This is a genomic window from Aliifodinibius sp. S!AR15-10, assembly GCF_031569985.1.
Taxonomy (GTDB): Bacteria; Bacteroidota; Rhodothermia; order Balneolales; family Balneolaceae; genus JAMQKA01.
The window spans coordinates 1-20,061 of record NZ_JAMQKA010000038.1 but is presented as its reverse complement, the minus strand read 5'-3'; the positions used below and the strand labels follow the sequence as shown (position 1 = coordinate 20,061).

General features: G+C 45.6%; 19 protein-coding genes. 12 read left to right on the top strand and 7 right to left on the bottom strand.

From position 1 onward, the window contains the following. The first annotated feature begins 50 nt into the window (after positions 1–50). A complete protein-coding gene (locus NC796_RS19390; RefSeq protein ID WP_310686864.1) occupies positions 51–470 on the top strand; it encodes an Ig-like domain-containing protein in 420 nt (139 codons plus the stop codon). Positions 471–492: 22 nt separating this feature from the next. Here NC796_RS19390 and NC796_RS19385 read toward each other — a convergent pair whose 3' ends face one another. Continuing rightward, entirely contained in the window at positions 493–1,107 is a 615-nt protein-coding gene (locus NC796_RS19385; protein WP_310686862.1) for a TetR/AcrR family transcriptional regulator, read from the bottom strand. A 207-nt stretch (positions 1,108–1,314) separates the two neighbouring features. On the opposite strand from NC796_RS19385, the gene NC796_RS19380 reads away from it, so the two are divergent. The 8 genes from NC796_RS19380 to lepB all read left to right on the top strand — a co-directional run bounded on the left by NC796_RS19380 (position 1,315) and on the right by lepB (position 9,087). Then, positions 1,315–2,403, top strand: coding sequence for a class I SAM-dependent methyltransferase (locus NC796_RS19380; RefSeq protein WP_310686860.1), 1,089 nt, complete (start codon positions 1,315–1,317; stop codon positions 2,401–2,403). A 101-nt stretch (positions 2,404–2,504) separates the two neighbouring features. Next, positions 2,505–3,032 (top strand): OsmC family protein, encoded by a 528-nt coding sequence (locus NC796_RS19375; RefSeq protein ID WP_310686858.1) that lies wholly within the window; start codon positions 2,505–2,507, stop codon positions 3,030–3,032. Next, positions 3,029–3,856 (top strand): class I SAM-dependent methyltransferase, encoded by an 828-nt coding sequence (locus NC796_RS19370; RefSeq protein WP_310686856.1) that lies wholly within the window; start codon positions 3,029–3,031, stop codon positions 3,854–3,856. The genes NC796_RS19375 and NC796_RS19370 overlap by 4 nt, the downstream gene beginning before the upstream one ends. Before the next feature lie 163 nt (positions 3,857–4,019). Next, on the top strand, positions 4,020–4,298 hold the full coding sequence (locus NC796_RS19365) for a hypothetical protein (RefSeq protein WP_310686854.1): 279 nt from the start codon (positions 4,020–4,022) through the stop codon (positions 4,296–4,298). A gap of 329 nt (positions 4,299–4,627) precedes the next feature. Further along, entirely contained in the window at positions 4,628–5,362 is a 735-nt protein-coding gene (locus tag NC796_RS19360; RefSeq protein WP_310686853.1) for a hypothetical protein, read from the top strand. Positions 5,363–5,511: 149 nt separating this feature from the next. Next, on the top strand, positions 5,512–7,320 hold the full coding sequence (lepA, locus tag NC796_RS19355) for a translation elongation factor 4 (protein WP_310686851.1): 1,809 nt from the start codon (positions 5,512–5,514) through the stop codon (positions 7,318–7,320). A 57-nt stretch (positions 7,321–7,377) separates the two neighbouring features. Continuing rightward, complete coding sequence (locus tag NC796_RS19350; RefSeq protein WP_310686849.1) at positions 7,378–7,971, top strand: hypothetical protein; 594 nt, start codon at positions 7,378–7,380, stop codon at positions 7,969–7,971. Positions 7,972–7,995: 24 nt separating this feature from the next. Further along, positions 7,996–9,087, top strand: coding sequence for a signal peptidase I (gene lepB, locus NC796_RS19345; protein ID WP_310686847.1), 1,092 nt, complete (start codon positions 7,996–7,998; stop codon positions 9,085–9,087). 347 nt (positions 9,088–9,434) lie between these two features. Here lepB and rlmN read toward each other — a convergent pair whose 3' ends face one another. From rlmN to NC796_RS19330, 3 genes are all read right to left on the bottom strand, one after another. Next, entirely contained in the window at positions 9,435–10,544 is a 1,110-nt protein-coding gene (gene rlmN, locus NC796_RS19340; RefSeq protein WP_310686845.1) for a 23S rRNA (adenine(2503)-C(2))-methyltransferase RlmN, read from the bottom strand. 92 nt (positions 10,545–10,636) lie between these two features. Then, entirely contained in the window at positions 10,637–11,323 is a 687-nt protein-coding gene (locus NC796_RS19335) for a peroxiredoxin-like family protein (protein ID WP_310686843.1), read from the bottom strand. Between the two features lie 79 nt (positions 11,324–11,402). Further along, entirely contained in the window at positions 11,403–11,828 is a 426-nt protein-coding gene (locus NC796_RS19330; protein ID WP_310686841.1) for an OsmC family protein, read from the bottom strand. A gap of 208 nt (positions 11,829–12,036) precedes the next feature. Between NC796_RS19330 and NC796_RS19325 the strand changes: the two genes are divergently transcribed. Beyond that, the gene (locus NC796_RS19325; RefSeq protein WP_310686840.1) at positions 12,037–12,939 is read left to right on the top strand and encodes a mechanosensitive ion channel family protein; all 903 of its coding nucleotides are present in this window, start codon (positions 12,037–12,039) and stop codon (positions 12,937–12,939) included. 74 nt (positions 12,940–13,013) lie between these two features. On the opposite strand, the gene NC796_RS19320 is transcribed toward NC796_RS19325, so the two are convergent. Then, positions 13,014–14,264, bottom strand: coding sequence for a hypothetical protein (locus NC796_RS19320; RefSeq protein ID WP_310686838.1), 1,251 nt, complete (start codon positions 14,262–14,264; stop codon positions 13,014–13,016). A 255-nt stretch (positions 14,265–14,519) separates the two neighbouring features. On the opposite strand from NC796_RS19320, the gene NC796_RS19315 reads away from it, so the two are divergent. Further along, a complete protein-coding gene (locus tag NC796_RS19315) occupies positions 14,520–15,818 on the top strand; it encodes a hypothetical protein (RefSeq protein WP_310686836.1) in 1,299 nt (432 codons plus the stop codon). A gap of 5 nt (positions 15,819–15,823) precedes the next feature. Continuing rightward, positions 15,824–16,549 (top strand): hypothetical protein, encoded by a 726-nt coding sequence (locus NC796_RS19310; RefSeq protein WP_310686834.1) that lies wholly within the window; start codon positions 15,824–15,826, stop codon positions 16,547–16,549. A gap of 319 nt (positions 16,550–16,868) precedes the next feature. Here NC796_RS19310 and NC796_RS19305 read toward each other — a convergent pair whose 3' ends face one another. Beyond that, a complete protein-coding gene (locus NC796_RS19305; protein ID WP_310686833.1) occupies positions 16,869–17,615 on the bottom strand; it encodes a ZIP family metal transporter in 747 nt (248 codons plus the stop codon). A 177-nt stretch (positions 17,616–17,792) separates the two neighbouring features. Then, positions 17,793–19,529, bottom strand: a complete 1,737-nt coding sequence (locus NC796_RS19300) for a phospho-sugar mutase (protein ID WP_310686831.1) — start codon at positions 19,527–19,529, stop codon at positions 17,793–17,795. Positions 19,530–20,061 lie beyond the last annotated feature (532 nt).

The following is a 20,061-nucleotide window of genomic DNA, read 5'->3' as shown; positions in this document are numbered from 1 at the left end:
CAATTAAATGCAATGCTTCAAATTCATTTTCAATGTAAAGAACGAAAATCATGTTTCGATCAAATAGACATACTGTTGCTACGCATGTGAAATCGACGCAAAGCCTGATTAAGAGCCTCTGCCTGCTTTCATTAGCAGTGTCAGTGTCATGGATAGCTATATTTACCGGTTGCTCAACGGACAGCGATATGGGGGAAATGCAGAATCAAATTACTGAAATTGAAATCACTCCTGACAGTATCGCCATTTCAGCAGGGGATAAGAAGGAATTTTCGGCCTTTGGCTTAACTGCTTCTGGGGATACCGTACAGGATGCCGAATTCAATTGGTGGTCGACTGACACCGACGTGTTTACGGTTGAAAACGATGGTACTGTCACAGGTCAGAACGCAGGGAATGCCTTTTGTATGATAGAACTCGCAATTCGTGGCTTTACAGGACGTGACTCTGCATTTGTAAATGTATTCTGATACCCGATGAAAGATTTAGACTTTAATCCTTACTGAACAGGAGTTGAAGATAGCGGTGATAGTTCAATAGCTGCTGGGCAATAATTTTATTTTCATTCAGGGATTGAGATAAAACAAAAGATCCTTCAAATATCACCATCAGCATATCGGCCAGGCTTTCAAGATCTACGTCCCGGCGGGGAGGATATTTTTGTTCAATCTTTTGGAGCTTATCGAGAACTCTTGTGCGCCACAGCAGCATTGACTCCCGAATAATATCTAAAATATTATGGTCGAATAGTTCCGACTGTTGAAGATACGAGGCAAACAGGCATCCCGGGAACGGTTCCTCTAAGGATTTTATCTCTTGTTCAAAAAGTTTTACGAAAATAAGCATTTGTTGCAGCGGATCATCGCTAAGGCCTTCAGCTTTAACAAGTGTCTGTTCGAGGTGTTCGGCATCCTCGTCTGCGTATCGTTGTACCAGCATTTTTCCAAGTTCAGCTTTGCTGGAAAAGTAGTGGAAAAAGGCGCCTTTACTGACGCCGGCCTGCTCTATAATGGCATCAACTGTGGTACCACCAAAACCGTGGTCCAGGATAATCGATTGGGCGGCATCCATAATTTTGGTACGCGTGGTGGTTGGTTTTTTATTCATAAATCAAAGTATAACATACTAAATGGTATGCTTCAATTGTAAATAATTCTTTTGTTCGGCCTGCGTATTTGTCAGTATTAACTAAATTTGAGTGAAAAAAATGGATATATGAAACTTTGGTTGACATCAGTCGTAGGTATATTTAACATACCGACTAGTTGGTATGTTAAATAATATTTTTTATAAACCCTAAATGGAGTACTAATTATGTGTAATACTGCAATCACGATGCCCCAAACAGCTAGTACCGAAACCGGATTCGATGAATGGTTTGTAACCGCTTTAAATGGTGGTGCTTTGATGCTTATGATCTCTATTGGCCATCGCACTGGCTTATTTGATAAGATGTCTGGAATGGAATGGACAAACAGTCGGGAGTTGGCTGATAAGGCTGGCCTGAGTGAGCGATATGTTAGAGAATGGCTGGGAGCAATGGCCACCGGTGGTATTGTGGAAGTTGACGAATCCGACAGCTATCGACTGCCCACAGAACATGCCCAATTTTTGACACGGGATACGGAACTGGACAATTTGGCTGTTATGGCTCAATACATTTCGGTACTGGGAAGTGTGGAAGATGAAATTACCGAGTGTTTTTATAATGGGGGAGGAGTTCCATATGAAAAATACGATCGGTTCCATGAAGTGATGGCCGAAGACAGCGGGATGACCGTGTTGGATGCACTTGAAGAACATATCCTGCCGTTGGTACCGGGACTTACCGACAAGCTTCAGACTGGAATCAAAGTGCTCGATATCGGATGCGGCCGGGGACGTGCATTGCTGAAGATGGCCGAGCTGTTCCCACAAAGCAGATTCAAAGGTTTGGATCTCTCGGAAGAAGCCATAAGCTGGGCCAGAAATAAGGCTCGAAAAAGAGGCCTTGAAAATGTTGAATTTGAAATTCGTGATGCCAGTGATTTTGATCAAACGGCTGAACCTGCCGCCTACGATTTTGTAACTACTTTCGATGCCATCCATGACCAGGCCAAGCCACTGGCTGTGCTAAAAGGGATCAATCGAACCCTGAAGCCGGGTGGTACCTACCTGATGCAGGATATCCATTCCACTGGACATGTGCATTCAAACATGGATCATCCGCTCGGTCCTGCTCTTTATACAGTTTCTACCATGCACTGTATGTCTGTTTCGCTGGCACAGGATGGAGATGGACTGGGAGCCATGTGGGGTCGAGAAAAAGCAAATGAATTACTGCAGAAAGCTGGATTCGAGCAGGTCGAAATTCATCAACTCGAGCATGATATTCAAAATGACTACTACGTAATGCAGAAGTGAGTGGGCGTAATACAAGTACAATATAATCATTGACTTATTCTGGACGTTAGTAGAAATTGAAACAATCTAACTCTTTGTAAGAAACAGAACGGGAGGGTATTATGGCAGATCCGAAAACAATAAAAGAAGCGTTTGAACGCAATCAAGAAGCCGTTAGGAAACGTCCGTCTTTGGGGAGAAATACGGTGGTTACCAAAATACGACTGCAAGACGGCACAACGTGCGAGGTCGAACACAAGCACTGGAAATTCAAGGTAGACATTGGCAAAACGGAGGGCGGAAATGATGCCGGTCCGGGACCCGGTATTTTAGAGCGCGGGGCCCTGGGTAGCTGCCTGGCAATAGGCTATTCGCAGCGCGCTGCTGTGCTGGAGATCCCCATTGACAAAATTGAGGTAGACGTGGAGTCCGATTTTGATGCCAGCGGAATGCTGCACCTTAGTGACCGCCCGCCGGGATTCGATGCGCTGCGTTACAAAGTATACATCGAGAGTTCTGCCCCGGAAGAGGAAATTATGCGGGTCATTAATGAAACCGACCGGCACAGCCCGGTGCTTGACGATTTCAGAAGGGCGATACCAGTGGAACGAGAAGTTGAAATAAAATCTACCCAGGAGGAGACATCATGAGACCGGAATTACAGCGACGAGTGCAGCGCTATGGCTGGGACTATTCCTCTCCGCACTACGAGGAGGGATGGCAACACCAATTGTGGCCGGCCCAAGAGCGTTTGCTAAGGGCTGCGAATCTAAAAGCTGGTGAGAAGGTGCTGGATATCTCATGCGGAACAGGACTCGTTACATTTCCGATTGCCGAAGCGGTCGGTGCCGCTGGGCAGGTGACAGGTATCGACCTGTCGGAGGAGATGATCAAAAAAGCGGCACCGATTGCTGACAAAAAGGGTCTTTCCCACGTTTCTTTTAAACATATGGATGCTGAGGAGCTGGATCTACCGGATGGCGCCTTTGACGCGGCGATCAACTCCCTGGGCCTCATGTACTACCCCGATCCGGACAAAGCGGTACAGGAGATGCACCGCGTACTGAAACCGGGTGGACGTTCTGCAGCACTGGTTTGGGGCCGGCGCGGTGCCTGTGGGTGGGCGGAAATTTTCCCGATTGTAGACCGGCGTGTCAACACGGATGTCTGCCCGCTGTTCTTTCAACTTGGAACGGGAGAAACACTGCAAAAAACGTTTGAAAAGGCCGGTTTTACTGAGATTAAATCAGAGAGGTTCAATATCGATCTTCATTATGATACTGACCGGGAAGCGATCATTGGGGCCTTTTTGGGCGGAGCCGTAGCCCTTGCATACCGGAAATTTGACGAAAAGACAAAGGATGAAGCACACGGGGAGTACCTGGATTCAATTGCACAATTTCGCAATGAAAATGGGTATGATATTCCCGGGGAATTCGTGATCACTAGTGGGGTTAAGAATGAAAAATTATGAATAATGAATTGAAAAAATGATTATATGGCTTATCTCAGAAAAGAACACTTTTCTGAAAAGGAGTGTGGAAAAAACATTCATATATGGATTGAACTCTTTCAATTAAACGGTTATTCTTAGCCACTTTGGGGAACCAGCAGAATATCAACAAAAACAGATTTTTATGATTACGACCGCCCAGTTTACCTATATCCCACTAGAATCCCAGAATCCGCGTGAGAGCATTGAGTTTTTGCTTGAGATGGTTGCTCAGCATGAGGTGGAGGTAGATGTGAACTATCTATCAACCAGCGTGCGCGGCGAGCCAGATGTCATCTTTAAGTTAATTCGTGAAATATATGACACTATGACTATTGAGGGAGAAGAGTTTCGTTTCCACATAGAACTGCTCAACCCTGTTGCAGAAGAGGAAGCTGAAGATCTGGATATCCCCCAAGAATGATAAGTTGACATTTTTGCGTGATGCGTAATCCATTCATCAGGAAGAAGGGGAGCGTGAGGTTTATCTGCTTTTAAAGTTTATTTACTATTTTTTTGTAGCGCATTTATCGATTGGAAACAGTATTTTCAGTCATCCTGAACTTGATTCAGGATCTCGCAATGCCAATAAGCGTTGATGAGGTTATTTGAATTAATCAGCGCTACCGACCCTCTTGAGATCTTCGACAGCCGTCGGAGGTCCGGGATGTCTGAGAGGTTTTATGGATTTCATGCTCATGAATCCAATCGGTAAACATGTTATTGTATTCTTATTTAATCGGGTTCATCACTATGAGAAATATAGGGGTATGCATCTTTATTTTTATTTTATTGCCTTCCTGTAGGTCAAATTCAGACAGCGGAGAAATATATCAGGCAATTGTCGAAGGTGAAGTTTATTACGATTATGGAAAGCCGATTAGTAATGAAAGAATTTTATTAACCAGCCATAAAAATAACTGTAGAACTGAGGGCGTGTTGCACCCTGAAATACTACTAGGGGCATTGGGAAAATTTAGAGCCAATTTAATCAGCTCTGAAAAGGACCAAATTCGTTGCCTAAAGTTTCATAGGGCTGATACGACAGTAGAAGTAAAAACAAGTTTATCACTAAAGAAATCCAAGCCTTTTGAAGAGGTTACCGTTACGGCTACATTTATTGGTAACGAGGATCCGATCAAAGTGATAAACAAAACAGATCATGCCATGATTGTGGATATAGGTTGGTCGAATGTTAACCATGACATCAACCCCGAAAACAAAATACCGCTGGAAGAAACATCCCTTCCCGTACTAAAACCGGATGAGTCCTACGCAAAACCTAAAAATGAAATTCTAGGTACATACGAAGAAGAAGTGATTGATTTTTTTATTTATGAAGTTGTAGGGGATACGGCCTACTATCGCGATGAAATTGCAAATTCAATGTACCATCAATTTTATATTTATTATAAACTTATGGACGAGGAGACCGAAGAACGGGCATACTACGCAGACATCACATGCAAGGGTATGTGTGAAAATTAACTTTTATTTGCGCTTGTATCTTTAACCACTCTCTGGATTAGTTGTTGTTTCCTATATTTATTTTGTAGGCAGTATGCAATCCCTCCACTAAATTTGTATCTTGAGCGTTCTTTTTTCTGAGTACTTTCACCATTGTAAGCAGATTGTTTATGCCTGAAATTCGCAACTTTTGCATTATCGCTCATATCGACCATGGGAAATCGACCCTGGCTGACCGCTTGTTGGAGCGTACCGGAGCCATCACAGAGCGGGAGATGAAGGAGCAGATTCTCGACGATATGGACCTGGAACGCGAGCGTGGTATTACCATTAAAAGCCACGCTATCAAGATGGATTATGAGCGTCCCAGCGGCGAGAAAGTGATTTATAATCTTATCGATACCCCCGGTCACGTCGATTTTTCCTACGAAGTATCTCGCGCACTAAAAGCTTGTGAAGGGGCTCTGTTGGTTGTTGATGCCGCCCAGGGAATTGAGGCACAAACCATTTCAACTCTTTACCAGGCGATCGATCAGGACCTGGAGATTGTGCCGGTGCTCAACAAAATTGATCTGCCAGGCGCTGATATCGAAGGAGTCGGACAGCAGATTGTCGATCTGATCGGCTGTGATCACGATGACATCCTGAAAGTTTCTGGTAAAACGGGCGAAGGTGTCAATGAGCTACTGGAAGCAATTGTAGAACGAATTCCCGGCCCTAAAAGAGAAACTGACAAACCGCTGCGCGCACTCATTTTTGATTCTGTTTTCAACACCTATCGCGGTTCTATCGTGTACGTTCGCGTGATGGAGGGTGCACTCAATAAAGGCGACGGCATCCGTTTTATGGCCACCGGCAAGGAGTATGATGCAGAGGAGATCGGCTACCTGATGATGAAACAGGTACAAACCGATCGCCTGGAGGCCGGTGAAGTGGGGTATGTGATCGGAAGCGTAAAATCACTGCAGGATGCCCGCGTGGGTGACACGCTCACCACGTCGGAGAATCCAGCTGATAAGCCGATTCCCGGTTACCAGGAGCCTAAGCCTATGGTGTTCAGCGGACTCTTCCCTACCCAGTCGGATGATTTTGAGGATCTGCGTTCTGCACTCGAAAAGCTGCAACTCAATGATGCCTCTCTGACGTATCAACCCGAAACTTCTGAAGCGCTTGGCTTTGGATTCCGCGCTGGATTCCTGGGCATGCTTCATATGGAGATTGTGCAGGAGCGCCTGGACCGTGAATTTGATATTGACATCATCACTACGGTACCGAATGTGGAATACAAAGTGGATGTGAACAATAAGGGAGAGAAAAAAACGATTATAGTAGACAACCCCAGCGACATGCCCGATCCGGGTGAGCGGGAGGCGGTCTATGAACCGTTCATTAAGGCGACAATCCTGACACCAAGTGAATTTATCGGCCCGGTGATGAAGCTTTGTCAAGACAAGCGGGGCGTGTACGTGAACCAGCTGCATATGCAGGGTGGACGCGTGGAAATATCCTACGAACTGCCGATGGCAGAGGTCGTTTTTGATTTCTATGATCGATTGAAAAGTGGTACCCGTGGCTATGCATCACTCGATTATGATTTCCTTGAATACCGAAAGAGCGACCTGGTTCGTTTGGATATCTTGCTTAATGAGGAACCTGTGGATGCGCTCTCCAGTATTATACACCGTGACAAGGCGTATGAACAGGGGCGCAAGCTCTGCAAGAAATTGAAAGAGTTGATCCCAAAACAGCAGTTTGAAGTTCCGGTACAGGCCGCTACCGGCTCGCGGGTTATTGCTCGCGAAACAATCCGGGCTATCCGAAAAGATGTTACCGCGAAGTGCTATGGCGGTGATGTCTCCCGAAAACGAAAACTGATTGAGAAACAGAAGGAAGGGAAAAAGCGTATGAAACAGGTCGGTACAGTTGAAGTGCCGCAGGAAGCGTTTCTTGCCGTTCTTTCGATGGATGATAATGATTAACCATCGTTTAGAAGTATCACAAACTTATTAACACTACATTTAATTGAATTTGCTCTTATGATTTTACTGCGACGTATTACGGCTACAGCCGTTCTTTTTTTTGTGCTTTTCACATCCGCGCTTGCACAATTTGATGAACCCGAAATCAAAAAGGTACCGCATGATCAGCGCCAGGAGTTCATGCAGCGGTTTTCAGAAATAAAATGGACCGGGCAGGGATTGTACCAGGAGACTCAAATAGACAGGAAAAAAACAGATGAGGTACGTGCCCGCCTGCAGGCCCGGTATGGCGATCCCACCCAGACACTTGAGGATCTGATAAATGAAGAAAATTTTCGTCCCGGCAAAGCTATCCAGTTTGAGTACTGGTTTACGGTTGACGACAGTATCCCGATGATGGTACTCGATATAGACGGGCCGTTTGGACAGGGACTGGTTTATGGTGGAGCCAGCCAGTATATCGACCTGATGCCGCAAATTAAACGGACATTATCGCAAAAGTTGATGTCGGTGGACAACCTGGGCGAATTCCAGGACTATTTTTACTCACCCGAACGGGAGCAGTGGTTCAATGTACGGTATCAGAACGGGGAGTTAACGACCAGAGAGATCGATTCTCCTGAGGGTATGACGATAGAATACACCTATTAATAACAGATTAGGAAGGAAACAGCATTGGCAGAAGACGTAGTTGAGAAGAACAGCGAGAAGAGCTCGCGACGAAGAAGGCGAGATGAAGAGCATGAGAAAGCTAAACATTGGGCTCGGGAGTGGCTGGACGCCCTTCTTTTCGCAGCGATTGCAGCACTAATTATCAGAACTTTTTTCTTTGAAGCGTATCGTATACCCACCCCATCAATGGAAGAAACCCTGCTTACAGGGGACTTCCTGGTGGTTTCAAAAGTGAGCTACGGTCCACGCACTCCAATGGTAATCGGCATTCCATTCACCAATATTTACCTGCCGGGCGTTGATCTGCCATGGATACGCATACCCGGTTTTACGGAAGTCAAACGCAATGACATCGTGGTCTTTAACTACCCGATAGATATCGCACCGATTGCTGCCAAAACGAATTACATTAAGCGAAGTGTGGGCATGCCGGGGGACACGCTTTCTATTCGCGATAAGATGGTCTATGTGAACGGCAATCTTTCGGAGCAGGCCCCGGGTATCCAAAAAAAATATACGGTACAGGTGCGTGAACGAGTGCGTTTGAGTCCCGCCAAAGTTGAAAATGCGGGGGGAACGCTCATTGGATCCCAGGGACAAAACAGCTACCGTGTAAACATGACGAGTGGTGTAGCTGAAACAATCAGGCAATGGCCTGAAGTGCAAAATGTACAACTGCACGTTCTGCCCGAGGATTTCAACGAATTTGGCCGGCGCGACTTTAACTTCTCATCAGGTTTCATGAATCATGATCATCTGCCACCCATTGTTGTGCCTTTTGAAGGGCAGGAAGTGACCCTCACGCGTGACAACTGGCATATCTATGAGAATATTATCACTCGGTATGAACGAAATAATGCAGAGTGGCGGGGGGATCAGCTTTATCTTAATGGTGAAGTGGATTCCACGTACACGCTCCAGCAGGATTACTATTTTATGATGGGGGATAACCGCGATGACAGCGAAGACAGCCGCTATTGGGGTTTTGTACCACAGGATCACGTAGTGGGCAAGGCGGGAATGATCTACTTCTCGTGGGATTCCGAGCGATGGTTACCACGCTTCGGCCGCATCTTTAATTTCATCCATGATTAATAATTAAATCGCAAAACGCAATTCTCCAAATCCCAATATCTTTTCTTCAAGTTGCGTCGTGAGAGTGTTGCACACCCGAAGCTTTTAGGTCGGTAGTGCAACTACCTCCCAGCAACCATTGAGATTATTTGACTTTGTTTTGACATAAGAATCACTCAAACAGGAACTGTCATCGCGAGGAGACATTATACCTACTTGTTGGCTTAACCATGAGGTCGACGTGGCGATCTCCCCCGTCCGTTTTCGGTTCAGCACCGTGAGAGTGCCACCCGAAACTATTCGGGAACCCGATGGTCACTTATTCCTTCGCAATGACAGGTTTTATCTCGAACTGACGTGAATGGATTTTAGTTTTTAGAGATGGTCTTGCCTTTTTGTCCCTCTTTGATGACAAGTTGACCACAACCGGCATCGATGTCATCTCCGCGGCTGCGCCTTACCGTGGCCGTCACGTCATGGCTTATAAGTTCCTGCATGAATTTATCCAGGCGCTGTTCACGTGCACGTTTCAGCTTAACGCCTGACACATCGTTATACATAATAATATTTACCTTGCTTGGTGCCCAATGGACAATCTCTGCCAGCTGGCGGGCATCTTCCACCGAATCATTGAACTCGTCGAATAGCAAGTACTCGTAAGTGATCGGGCGGTGGAGTTTGTTGTAGTAATATTTGACGGCTTCCTCCAGCTGCTCCAGGTTCATGGAATTGTTGATCGGCATGATCTCGTCCCGTTTTTCATCATTAGCGGCGTGAAGCGAAATTGCCAGGTTGAAAGGCTGCCGCTGGTCGGCCAGCTTCTTAATCTGTTTAGTGAGTCCAACCGTGGAAACAGTGATGCGTTTTGGTGATAGTCCAAGCCCAAGCTCATCCGTCAAAATATCGGCTGACTGCACGACCGCCTGGTAATTATGCAGCGGCTCACCCATCCCCATATAGACGATGTTGGTGACGCCTTTTCCATATCGCTGTTCACAGACTTCATTGATGTACTGTACCTGGTCGACAATCTCACCATGTGTTAGGTTCGTAAAAAAACCCATCTTGCCCGTGGCACAGAAGGAACATCCAAACACGCATCCAACCTGTGAGGATACACAAACCGTGAGCCGATTCGGAACTCCATCAGGGTAAAAATCAGGGATAAGCACCGATTCAATTTTGTGGTCCTCCTCCCCCTCCAGTTTGAACAGGAACTTCATGGTACCGTCCTGCGACTCCTGGTGACGGACGTATTGAATGCGGTTTACTGCCGCAATTTCTTCAAGCTCTGTGCGCAGGTCCTTCGAAAGGTTTGTCATCTCCTCAAATGTGGAAACACCTTTCTGATAAAGCCACTGAAAGATCTGGTCGCTACGGTAGGACTGCAATCCCAGTTCTTCAGAGAAAGCTTGTAATTCCTGTTTGGTGAGACTTTTGAGGTCGGTTTTTTGAGTTGTTTTTTCAGTAGTATCCATAGCCCCAAAGATACAAACTATAGCCCGGAAACAATAAGAGTTATTGAGGGTTAATTTTCTTTGAAAATCATTTGAGAACTACGAAACCGTATTTAGCTGGTAGTTTCCGGGTAATATTCTTCCGCAGCAGTCAAAAGCACATTTTTGTTAATTCGGGTGGTATAGTCGGGGTTTACGTACTGGAATCGTATCATTCCATTGGTGTCTACCAAAAATACTGCGGGTACCGGCAACAGGTAGTGATCATAACCGGAGCGATTGGCCAGGTCAAGGCCATTTTCTTTGTACCTGTCAACGGTCTCTTGGTCGACTTTGTAGGCAAGTCCAAATGCCGATGTGACTTCCATTGGACTGTCAGAAAGCAGCGTGTAGCCGAGATTGTGTTCCGAAACACTCTTCTGCAGGTACTCGGGGCTATCAGGACTTATGGCCAGAATTCGGTATCCCATCTCTGTAAGCTTGCTCTGTGCCTGCTGAAGTTCAGCCATATGCTTGTTGCAGTATGGGCACCACCCGCCGCGATAAAAGATGAAAACGGTGGGTTGTTCACTTACTAGGTTCATCAACTGGACGGTATCACCTGAAGTGGTTCGAAGCTGTCCGTTGGGAATTTGTGTGCCGGTCAGCAGAGGGGTAACGGCTTTCGCACTCTCAGCAAATTCAACAGTTGCAGCATTTGATGGAGCTGGGGATGCGGTAGGTTCTGGATTCTCCTCAGGAGTGCAACCGTATGCTATGAACAGGACACAAATTGCAAAAAGTAAAATTAGTTTATTCATAATACTAACAGAAGAAATGGAAAAAGAAGATCTTACCGAAAAAATAAAACCCCGGGCGAAGGCCCGAGGTCAGAGAAAACTATTTCAACTTGGCTTTTAGTATAATTTTGGGCCCGGCTAGTGCCTTTGAGACAGGGCAGTTGTTTTTGGCATCTTCAGCAATTTTCTGGAAATCGTCATCACCGATATCCGGTATGCTGGCTGTAGTGTTGAGTGTAATCTCAGCAATGGAGGGACCGTCACCAGAGAGGTCTAGATTTACTTCTGCATGGGTTTCAACAGATTTGGGGGAGTAGCCCTGTTCAGCCAGTGCTGCGGAGAGAGCCATCGAGAAGCACCCGGCGTGTGCCGCCCCAATAAGCTCTTCCGGGTTTGTTCCTTTCCCATTTTCAAAGCGAGAAGCAAAAGAGTAGGCACCTTCATAAGCTCCACTCCCAAATTTCATCGTTCCTTTTCCACCCTTTAAATCACCGTTCCAAATAGCTTCAGCTTTTCTTTTAGGCATAATAGTGTCAAAAATTTTTGATTAAAGTGAATGTGAATTGTGAATATAAATAACAGGTAATGCCTGCTTTACATTCCCATTGTTATTTCATTGGTCCAAATAACTTATAAAAATTAATATACCATAAAAGGATTTCATTTTGGAATGCTAACTTGTTCATTCTAATTGTAACTATCGAATAAACCAACAGTAATTAAATGAGGATTGAATGAATATTACAGACGCAACTGATGCATATAAACTTATTGCAGGAAAACTGCAGAGTTGGTTAGAGGCTGGCATCCAGATGCTGCCCAACCTGGCCGTTGCCGTGGTGGTGTTGATTATATTTATTGTCATTGGCAAACTGGTGCGCAAGGCGATAAGCAAACTCCTTGTAAAGACCACCAGCAACCGAACTATTATCAATCTGCTGGAAACGGTGGTGGGAGTGTTGGTTGTCGGTATTGGTATTGTATTTGCCCTACAAATCTTACAACTGGAAGATACGGTGACCTCAATCCTTGCCGGTGCCGGTATCATCGGTCTGGCCATAGGTTTTGCATTTCAGGATATCGCCTCCAACTTTATTTCCGGCGTTATGCTTTCTGTGCGCCACCCCTTTGGAATTGGCGATATTATTGAAACCAATGGGTTTTATGGGAAGGTTCAAAAGTTGAATTTGAGAAACACGATTTTAAAAACGCCCCAGGGACAGATCGTATATATTCCAAACAAATCGGTGTTTGACAGTCCCCTGCAAAATTTCACTAAGGGTAATGAACGGCGCATCGACCTGGCGTGTGGTGTTTCCTACGGAGATGACCTGGAGAAAGCGCGTAACTTGGCCGTACAAGCTGTAGAGAGCTTGGACACAATCGATAAAAACAGGGATGTGGAATTCTTCTATAATGAATTCGGGGGGAGCTCAATAAATTTTGTTATCCGTTTCTGGGTGGATTTCCATTCCAATGTTGATTATTGGCAAGCTCAGAGTGATGCAATTATTGCTATCAAAGGTGCATTTGACGAGAATGGCATCGATATTCCGTTCCCCATTCGTACGCTCGATTTTGGGATAAAAGGCGGTGAAAAGTTGAGCACAATGCTGGTGAATGGCGAAGAACAATAAACTGAAAAATATTATCACGGAAATAAAAACCTCCCTACTTTTTTGCCGGGAGGTTTTATTTCTTATGAAAGCTGTTAAAACCGTGGATTCACCACATTGCTGTAGATCGATCCAAAAGCATATTCAAAACCGATGGAGGCGTTGTAGTAGAAGGAGGTGGGCGGTTCCTTCAGGTTCAGAAGCTGCTCCTCTTCCGAAAGGTCCTCGGCCGGGAGTGACAACTGATCATTCACCAGCGAGTATCGCCCGGATAGGTTCATCGATAACCCGCGTGTTACCTGGAAGTCGAATTCGAGATCGAACACAGCCCTGTTTTTCGACCAGTCCCGCATGTAGGAATACAGCTCGACGTCACCCTCAATTTCTCCCCACGGCTGGGTAAATTCCATATTGGCTGAAAACCGGTTTTGAATCAAGAGCTCATCCCATTTGCCATATACCGTGATTTGGTCATAATTATTATAGGTAGTCAGCATCACGTATCGGAAACTTATTTCACGCTCGGTGTATTCCGAATAGGGAAAAATATTGTACTCAATAGCCGGAGATCCCCCGAGGCGAAGGTCGTAATTATTCCGTGTGGACGTAGTCGCCTCGGTGAACAGTCCGAGTGACCAGTGACTATTGAGGCTTCTGGCGACGATGCCCCGGAAACGGTTACTTTCAGTGATATAGGTTTCCGTGGTATCGTCATCCTTGAAGCTCCGGCGCCTGAAATTTTTATCGATCTCAAAATTTGTTTTCCAGTTTTTTGTGATCCGGGATGCCGAAACATCACCCCAAACGTTTACTCTGCTCCGGGTATCTTCGCCATCAATGAATGAGCTCATCCCAACCTCGAAAATCCAGCGATTCCATTTATCCTCTTTCTGCACTTGCGAGTTATCCAGTTCCCGTTCATAGGTAATAGAAAGATCATGGATGATGCCGGTATCCATCAGGTAGGGCAGCAGTCCTGTTTTTATTTTTTGCACAAGTCCCCTCCGCCGAACATCCTGCGTATCCGATTGGTACGACTGGTAGGTGAGGGTATCATTGCGACCGCGATACCTATTTTGTCCAATAAAACGAAGCCTGTACTCACTGCCTCCCGTACCTGTCCACTGCCGGGTGACCAAAAGGTGCACATCCGCATCCGTCATATCCCGGACAAACTGTACAAAATTTATTTCATTCTGGATATATGATTCGCTGCACCCGCGACAGTCAACATAAAAATTAATTGAAGAGGTGATCGGTTGCTGATCTGTTGAATCAGGATTTTGTGTTTCAAAGTTGCCACCATTGAACACAAGAAAGAAACTTAAAATATATAGTAACCCCATTTATGATTATATATCCCCAGATTTATTTGTTGTTAACCCTGTGAATTTAAAGGGCATAATTAATGAATTTGGGGTTTAAATTCTAGCCTCGTAGTGTAAAAACATTTTTAAATAGCGTTAGGTAGTGGATTCAGGATTATACAGTGGCCCATCAACCCGCAAATAGTTACTGCTCTAATCCGCGTGTATTAAAGATGAAGCGGAGAGATATACCGTTTGAAACCAAGTTACTTAATATATTTAGTGAGGTTTGATATGAGGGTACTAACCAATTTGAGCAGTAAATTCGAGCTGAAACAGATCTTTTTCCTGGTGTTCGTCTTTTCACTGGGTTTGATGGGATGCGAAGATAAAAAGCTGCAAACGATTAAACGCGTTGAATATGAACCCATCTATATGACCGACCAGGAGTTCAAAAATGCCGTGGCCATGGAGACACCCCGCGAATTGGGGAAACCAGGGAAAATCTATTTTTACAACGACTATCTTTTTGTTAATGAAACAAACAAGGGCGTTCACATCATTGATAACAGTGATCCGTCATCACCGAGCAAGGTTGGATTCATTAATATTCCTTCCAACAAAGATATAGCCGTAAAAGGCGATCGTTTATATGCCGATTCACACAGCGATCTCCTTGTTTTCAATATTGAGGATCTGCAGAATCCCGAACTCATAAAGCGAATAGAAGATGTGTTTTCTTTTTCTGCCACAATGGTCCGGGGTTATCCCTACCAGCCGGTAGATAATTCAAAGGGCATTGTGGTAGATTGGAAGAAAGTTGAGGTGGAAGAGATATGCCAGGGCGACTGCTATTACTATGAAAGGGGAGGTGTACTATTTGATGCAATGAATGCTGGTTCAGGAGCAGTGGCTGAGTCTGGCGGTAATAGCGGCGTTGGTGGTTCCATGGCCCGGTTTGCCATCACCGGGGATTACCTGTATGCAGTGGACGATATCAACTTGGTTACATTTGATATATCTGATCAAGAGCCTACAAAAGTGGATAGACAGGATCTGGGTTGGGCTATTGAAACCATATTCCCCCATGAGCAAAACCTGTATATCGGGTCAGAAAGTGCCATGTATATTTTTGATATAACAACGCCGGAAACACCAAAACAGATGTCAATTTATACCCACCTGACGGCGTGCGACCCGGTAGTGGTGGAGGGTAATCATGCATTTGTTACGCTACGCCAAGGAGAACGATGTCCGCGCGCCGTTAACCGCCTGGAGGTCATTGATGTGCAGGATCCCTATAGTCCCCAAAAAATTGCCTTCTATGAGATGATCAGCCCGCACGGGCTTGGCATAGATAACGGGAACCTGTTTGTGAGCGAGGGGGAGCATGGCCTCAAAGTTATGGATGCAAGTGATCCCAGGAATATCAAACTGCTGCGACACATCAAGGATCTAAAAACATATGATGTAATACCCTACAATAATGTTCTGATGGTGACCGGGGAGAGTGGCATTGTCCAATATGACTACAGTGATATCGAGAATTTAAATCACTTAAGCACCATCCCGGTTGGGACAAGCGCAAACTGATTGTTATGAGAAATGAATGGTTGATGTTGGTTCTGGTTTCGTTGGTATTGCTGATTTGGGCACAACCTATGGAGGGCCAGCCGAAAATGGAGGAGGTAATCTATTTTAAGAATGGAGAAATTATACGGGGAGAGGTCATCCAGAGAGATGAGACCCAGGAATCACTGTTGATCAAAACTGTAGGTCGGAATGTGATCCTGGTGTTGTTGGATGAAGTTGAGAGCATCAAAAAAGAAAGAATACCCTCTCCCCAATATTACAAGGCTTCGGGATATATGAACCGGACCGGCATTGAGGTCCTGCCGGGAGACGATACCACCACACTGCGACTTCAGGTCGTGAACGGCTACCAGTTTTCTTCCCGATTTTCTGTGGGTATAGGTTTGGGATTTACCCGCTATAATGATCCGTTGAACCTGATCCCGTTTTTCCTTGAAGCTACTTATAAATTCCTGGAGGCAAATGTTTCTCCCTACGTATCGCTGGGACTGGGATACAATTTTAGTGTGCTGGGAGATAAAAGTCTGGAGCTGGAGAATCACGATGGCGGGTTCTTGATAAATCCAAAATTTGGGGTTCATTTTGCCACCAGGCACAACTTTGGCTGGTACCTGGAAGCCGGCTACAATGTTGACCACGCCCGCTATGAGCAAGAACTGTGGGGCAACCGTATTATAGAAACAGACATTACCTACAAGCGCCTGCAGTTTGGGGTAGGGCTTTCGTTTTGAGGTCTTCTTCAATTAACCTACTCAGATATTCATTTTGAGAGGCTGTGAAAACTATTGCTTTTTTGTTGAACTGTTGAATTGTCGAGTCGTTGAAGAAAAACATCTAAGTTCCGGGTGTGGCCTCAGAGTCCAGAGAATCCTTGCAGCTATCTGTGAAAAGCCAATAAAGCTCCAAAGTGATAAATTCTTGGGTAGCCAGATTGAATAACATCTAGGATTCTAGGGTGAGTATTTTAGTTTTTCCTCTTTGAAAAAAACACTCTTTTGTGTGAAACTTGTTTCGTGATCCCGAAATGTGGTTCAAATGCTAGAGAATATTCTACCCGATCAATGCTTGGAAAAGAATCATCAGTGCCACTGAAATTGTAACGGTAAGTGCCACTGTCCGCGGGTGGGCATCTTCAAGAGCATCGGGGACCAGCTCGGCGAATACCATCCAGATCATGGCACCGGCCGCGAACCCCAGTCCCCCTGGCAGGTACTCCCTGAAGATTTCCACAAAAAGGAATGCGGGCACTGCCATCAGGGGCTGCGGAAGGCTGGTGAAGATGCTCCAGAGCATCGCTTTAAATGGGGAAGTACCCCGCGGTACCATTACAAGACTTATTGCCAGGCCCTCGGGAATATTGTGAACTGCAATTGCGGTGGTGATGAAGAGCCCCAGATCAAGGCTACCGCTAAAAGAGACCCCCACACTGACTCCTTCCGTAAAGGAGTGAAGCGTCATAACACCAATAATAAGCAGTATCTTCGTGGCGTCTGCCTGGCTCAATTTGGCTATCGGAATGTCATTATGCCGATCCAACAGTTTTTGACTTAGAATGATAAATACCAGCCCGGCCAGGATACCTCCAACTGTCATTCCCAGGTCGTATTCCAGCCCTTCATAAATGAGTCCAAAACTGGCAGCCAGCATCAGTCCGGCGGCAATGGCATTGGAGATACCCAACCAGGTCCTGGTTAGTTTTTTAAAGAAAAAGAAGGGCAGGGCTCCCAGGCCTGTAGCTACCGCCGTGATTAGGGCGTATAGAAATACATCGACTACCGGTTCATTAAATAAGTCCATTGTCTAACTGCTTATGCTTATTTCCTGATGCTGAGAGAATATAGCAATCGGAATTGCTTTAGAAAGGGGAATAGTAAAATTTAGAATTGGAATAAATAGAAGGGCATCTGGTTAGTAGAGAGTCATGAGTAGTGAGTATGACATACCCACGACCCATGACCCAAGATTAGCTGTCATCTACTCAGTCAACTCTTTGATGATCTGATCCATTTTGGACTCCAGCTTCTTAGTAGTGGCTTCAAATTTGGCGCGACTTTCCAGGTCGGTGTTCACACTGCAGTAGAACTTGATCTTGGGTTCCGTACCTGAAGGCCGAACTGAGACAATGGATCCATCTTCAGTGACAAACTGGAGCACGTTGGAGCTGGGCAGATCAATATCCGAGGTTTTGCCTGTTTTGATATTTTTTTCTTTGCCGGTTTTGTAATCCTTTATGACCACAACCTTTGAACCTGCAAGCTTTTTGGGTGGGTTGTTGCGATAATTTTTCAGCATTTTCTGGATCTCCTCGGCACCGGTTTTGCCGCGCTTGTATACCGAGACCAGCTTTTCACGGAAATACCCGTGCTCCACATACATATCGAGCAGGGCTTCAAAGAGGCTACTTCCTTTATCTTTGTAATAAGCCGTCATTTCAGCAATAATTGTAGACGAGACGATGGCATCCTTGTCGCGGACGTGTTCACCCACCAGGTAGCCGTAGCTCTCCTCACCGCCGGCGATGAACTTTTTCTTGCCCTCGAACTTGGTCATCAGTTCCCCGATGTATTTGAAGCCGGTGAGTGTGTTGTAGCACTCCACGCCATATTCTTTGGCAATACGGTCAATCAGGTAGGAGGTGACAATCGTTTTAACGATATATTCATTACCGGTCAGCTTGCCCGCTTCTTTCCAGGCGTTCAGCATGTAGTTGATCAGCAGCGTACCGGTTTGGTTCCCATTCAGAAGCGTCCATTCACCCTTGGTGTTTTTTACGGCAATGCCCACGCGGTCCGCATCTGGGTCGGTAGCCATAACGAGCTCTGCATCAATTTCCTTGGCTTTATTCAGTGCCAGCGTCAGCGCTTCCTTCTCCTCGGGATTCGGATACTCCACCGTGGGGAAATCGCCATTGAACTCCATCTGCTCCTCAACAAGCGTGACGTTTTCAAATCCATACCGCTTGAGTGCCGGGGGAGCGATAACACCAGCCGTACCGTGGATGGGAGAGAAGACAATTTTCAAATCCTTTTGCCGCTTGATTGCATCCCGCGATATCGAAAGTTGGGCAATGGCATCCAGGTATTTTTCATCGATCTCTTTACCAATTCGTTCAATATGTTTGGGATTGCCCTCAAACTTGACCTCATCAATACTTTCAATTTTCTGCACCTCTTCCATCACCTGTTTGTCATAGGGTGAGACCAGCTGCCCGCCGTCGGCTCCATATGCCTTGTAACCGTTGTATTCTTTCGGATTGTGGGAAGCGGTCAGCATGACGCCGCCGTGACAGTCCAGCTCGCGAATGGCAAACGAGAGCTCAGGTGTTGGGCGCAGTCCATCAAACAGGTATACATGGATGCCATTGGCGGAAAAAACATCCGCCACAACCTGGGAAAGAGTTTCTGAATTATTCCGGCAGTCGTGTGCAATGGCTACTTTGACCTGTTCATCGGGATAGTTTTTATTCAGGAAGTTACTCAGTCCCTGTGTGGCCATACCAAGAGTATATTTATTCACGCGGTTCGATCCCACGCCCATAATCCCACGTATTCCACCGGTACCGAACTCCAGGTCTTTGTAAAAAGCGTCCGTTAACTCCTCATATTTCCCGTTATTCAGCTTTTCCCGTAACGCAGCTTTCGTATCCTCATCGTAATTCCCATTTAACCAATTGTTAACCTTTCCCTGAATTTCCCGGTCGAGTGATTCCATATTCTATCTGAATAAGTTTGATGGTTAGGATTTTGCTTCAATATAAAAAAAGTAGTTCAAACTGCAGGAGATAAAAACCGGGGTAAATCTTTGTATTAGAGTGCGCTTCAAGAAGTAAATGCTTTAAAATGTCGGATAACCTCGGCACAGATAAAAAGTTAAAACAATACATGGAAAGGGAAATTAGATTGGAAACAATATTTGAAGAACGTGTTGTCTGATAAATCTCCTTCCAACAATTACTAATTCCAATATCCGCCCTAATGTAAATTTCGCTGGGAAAGAGAGCGTAGCCGAAGCGTGAAGAAATCATTGCTGTCTGAGAACCGCGGGCCTCAGCGGGTCGAGTTCAATGATTTTAGCGGAGGTGGAGAGAACGCAGCGATAATTTACTCAGGCGGTGAATTTTTTGGTATTCTAAGACTTAGTCAAGAAGATTCGGTTATCTGATGTTGATAGATTTTCACGTAAGGAGTCCCTCGTTTGATCACCGCAAACACCCGATACAGCAACTTGCAGACGACGGCATTGC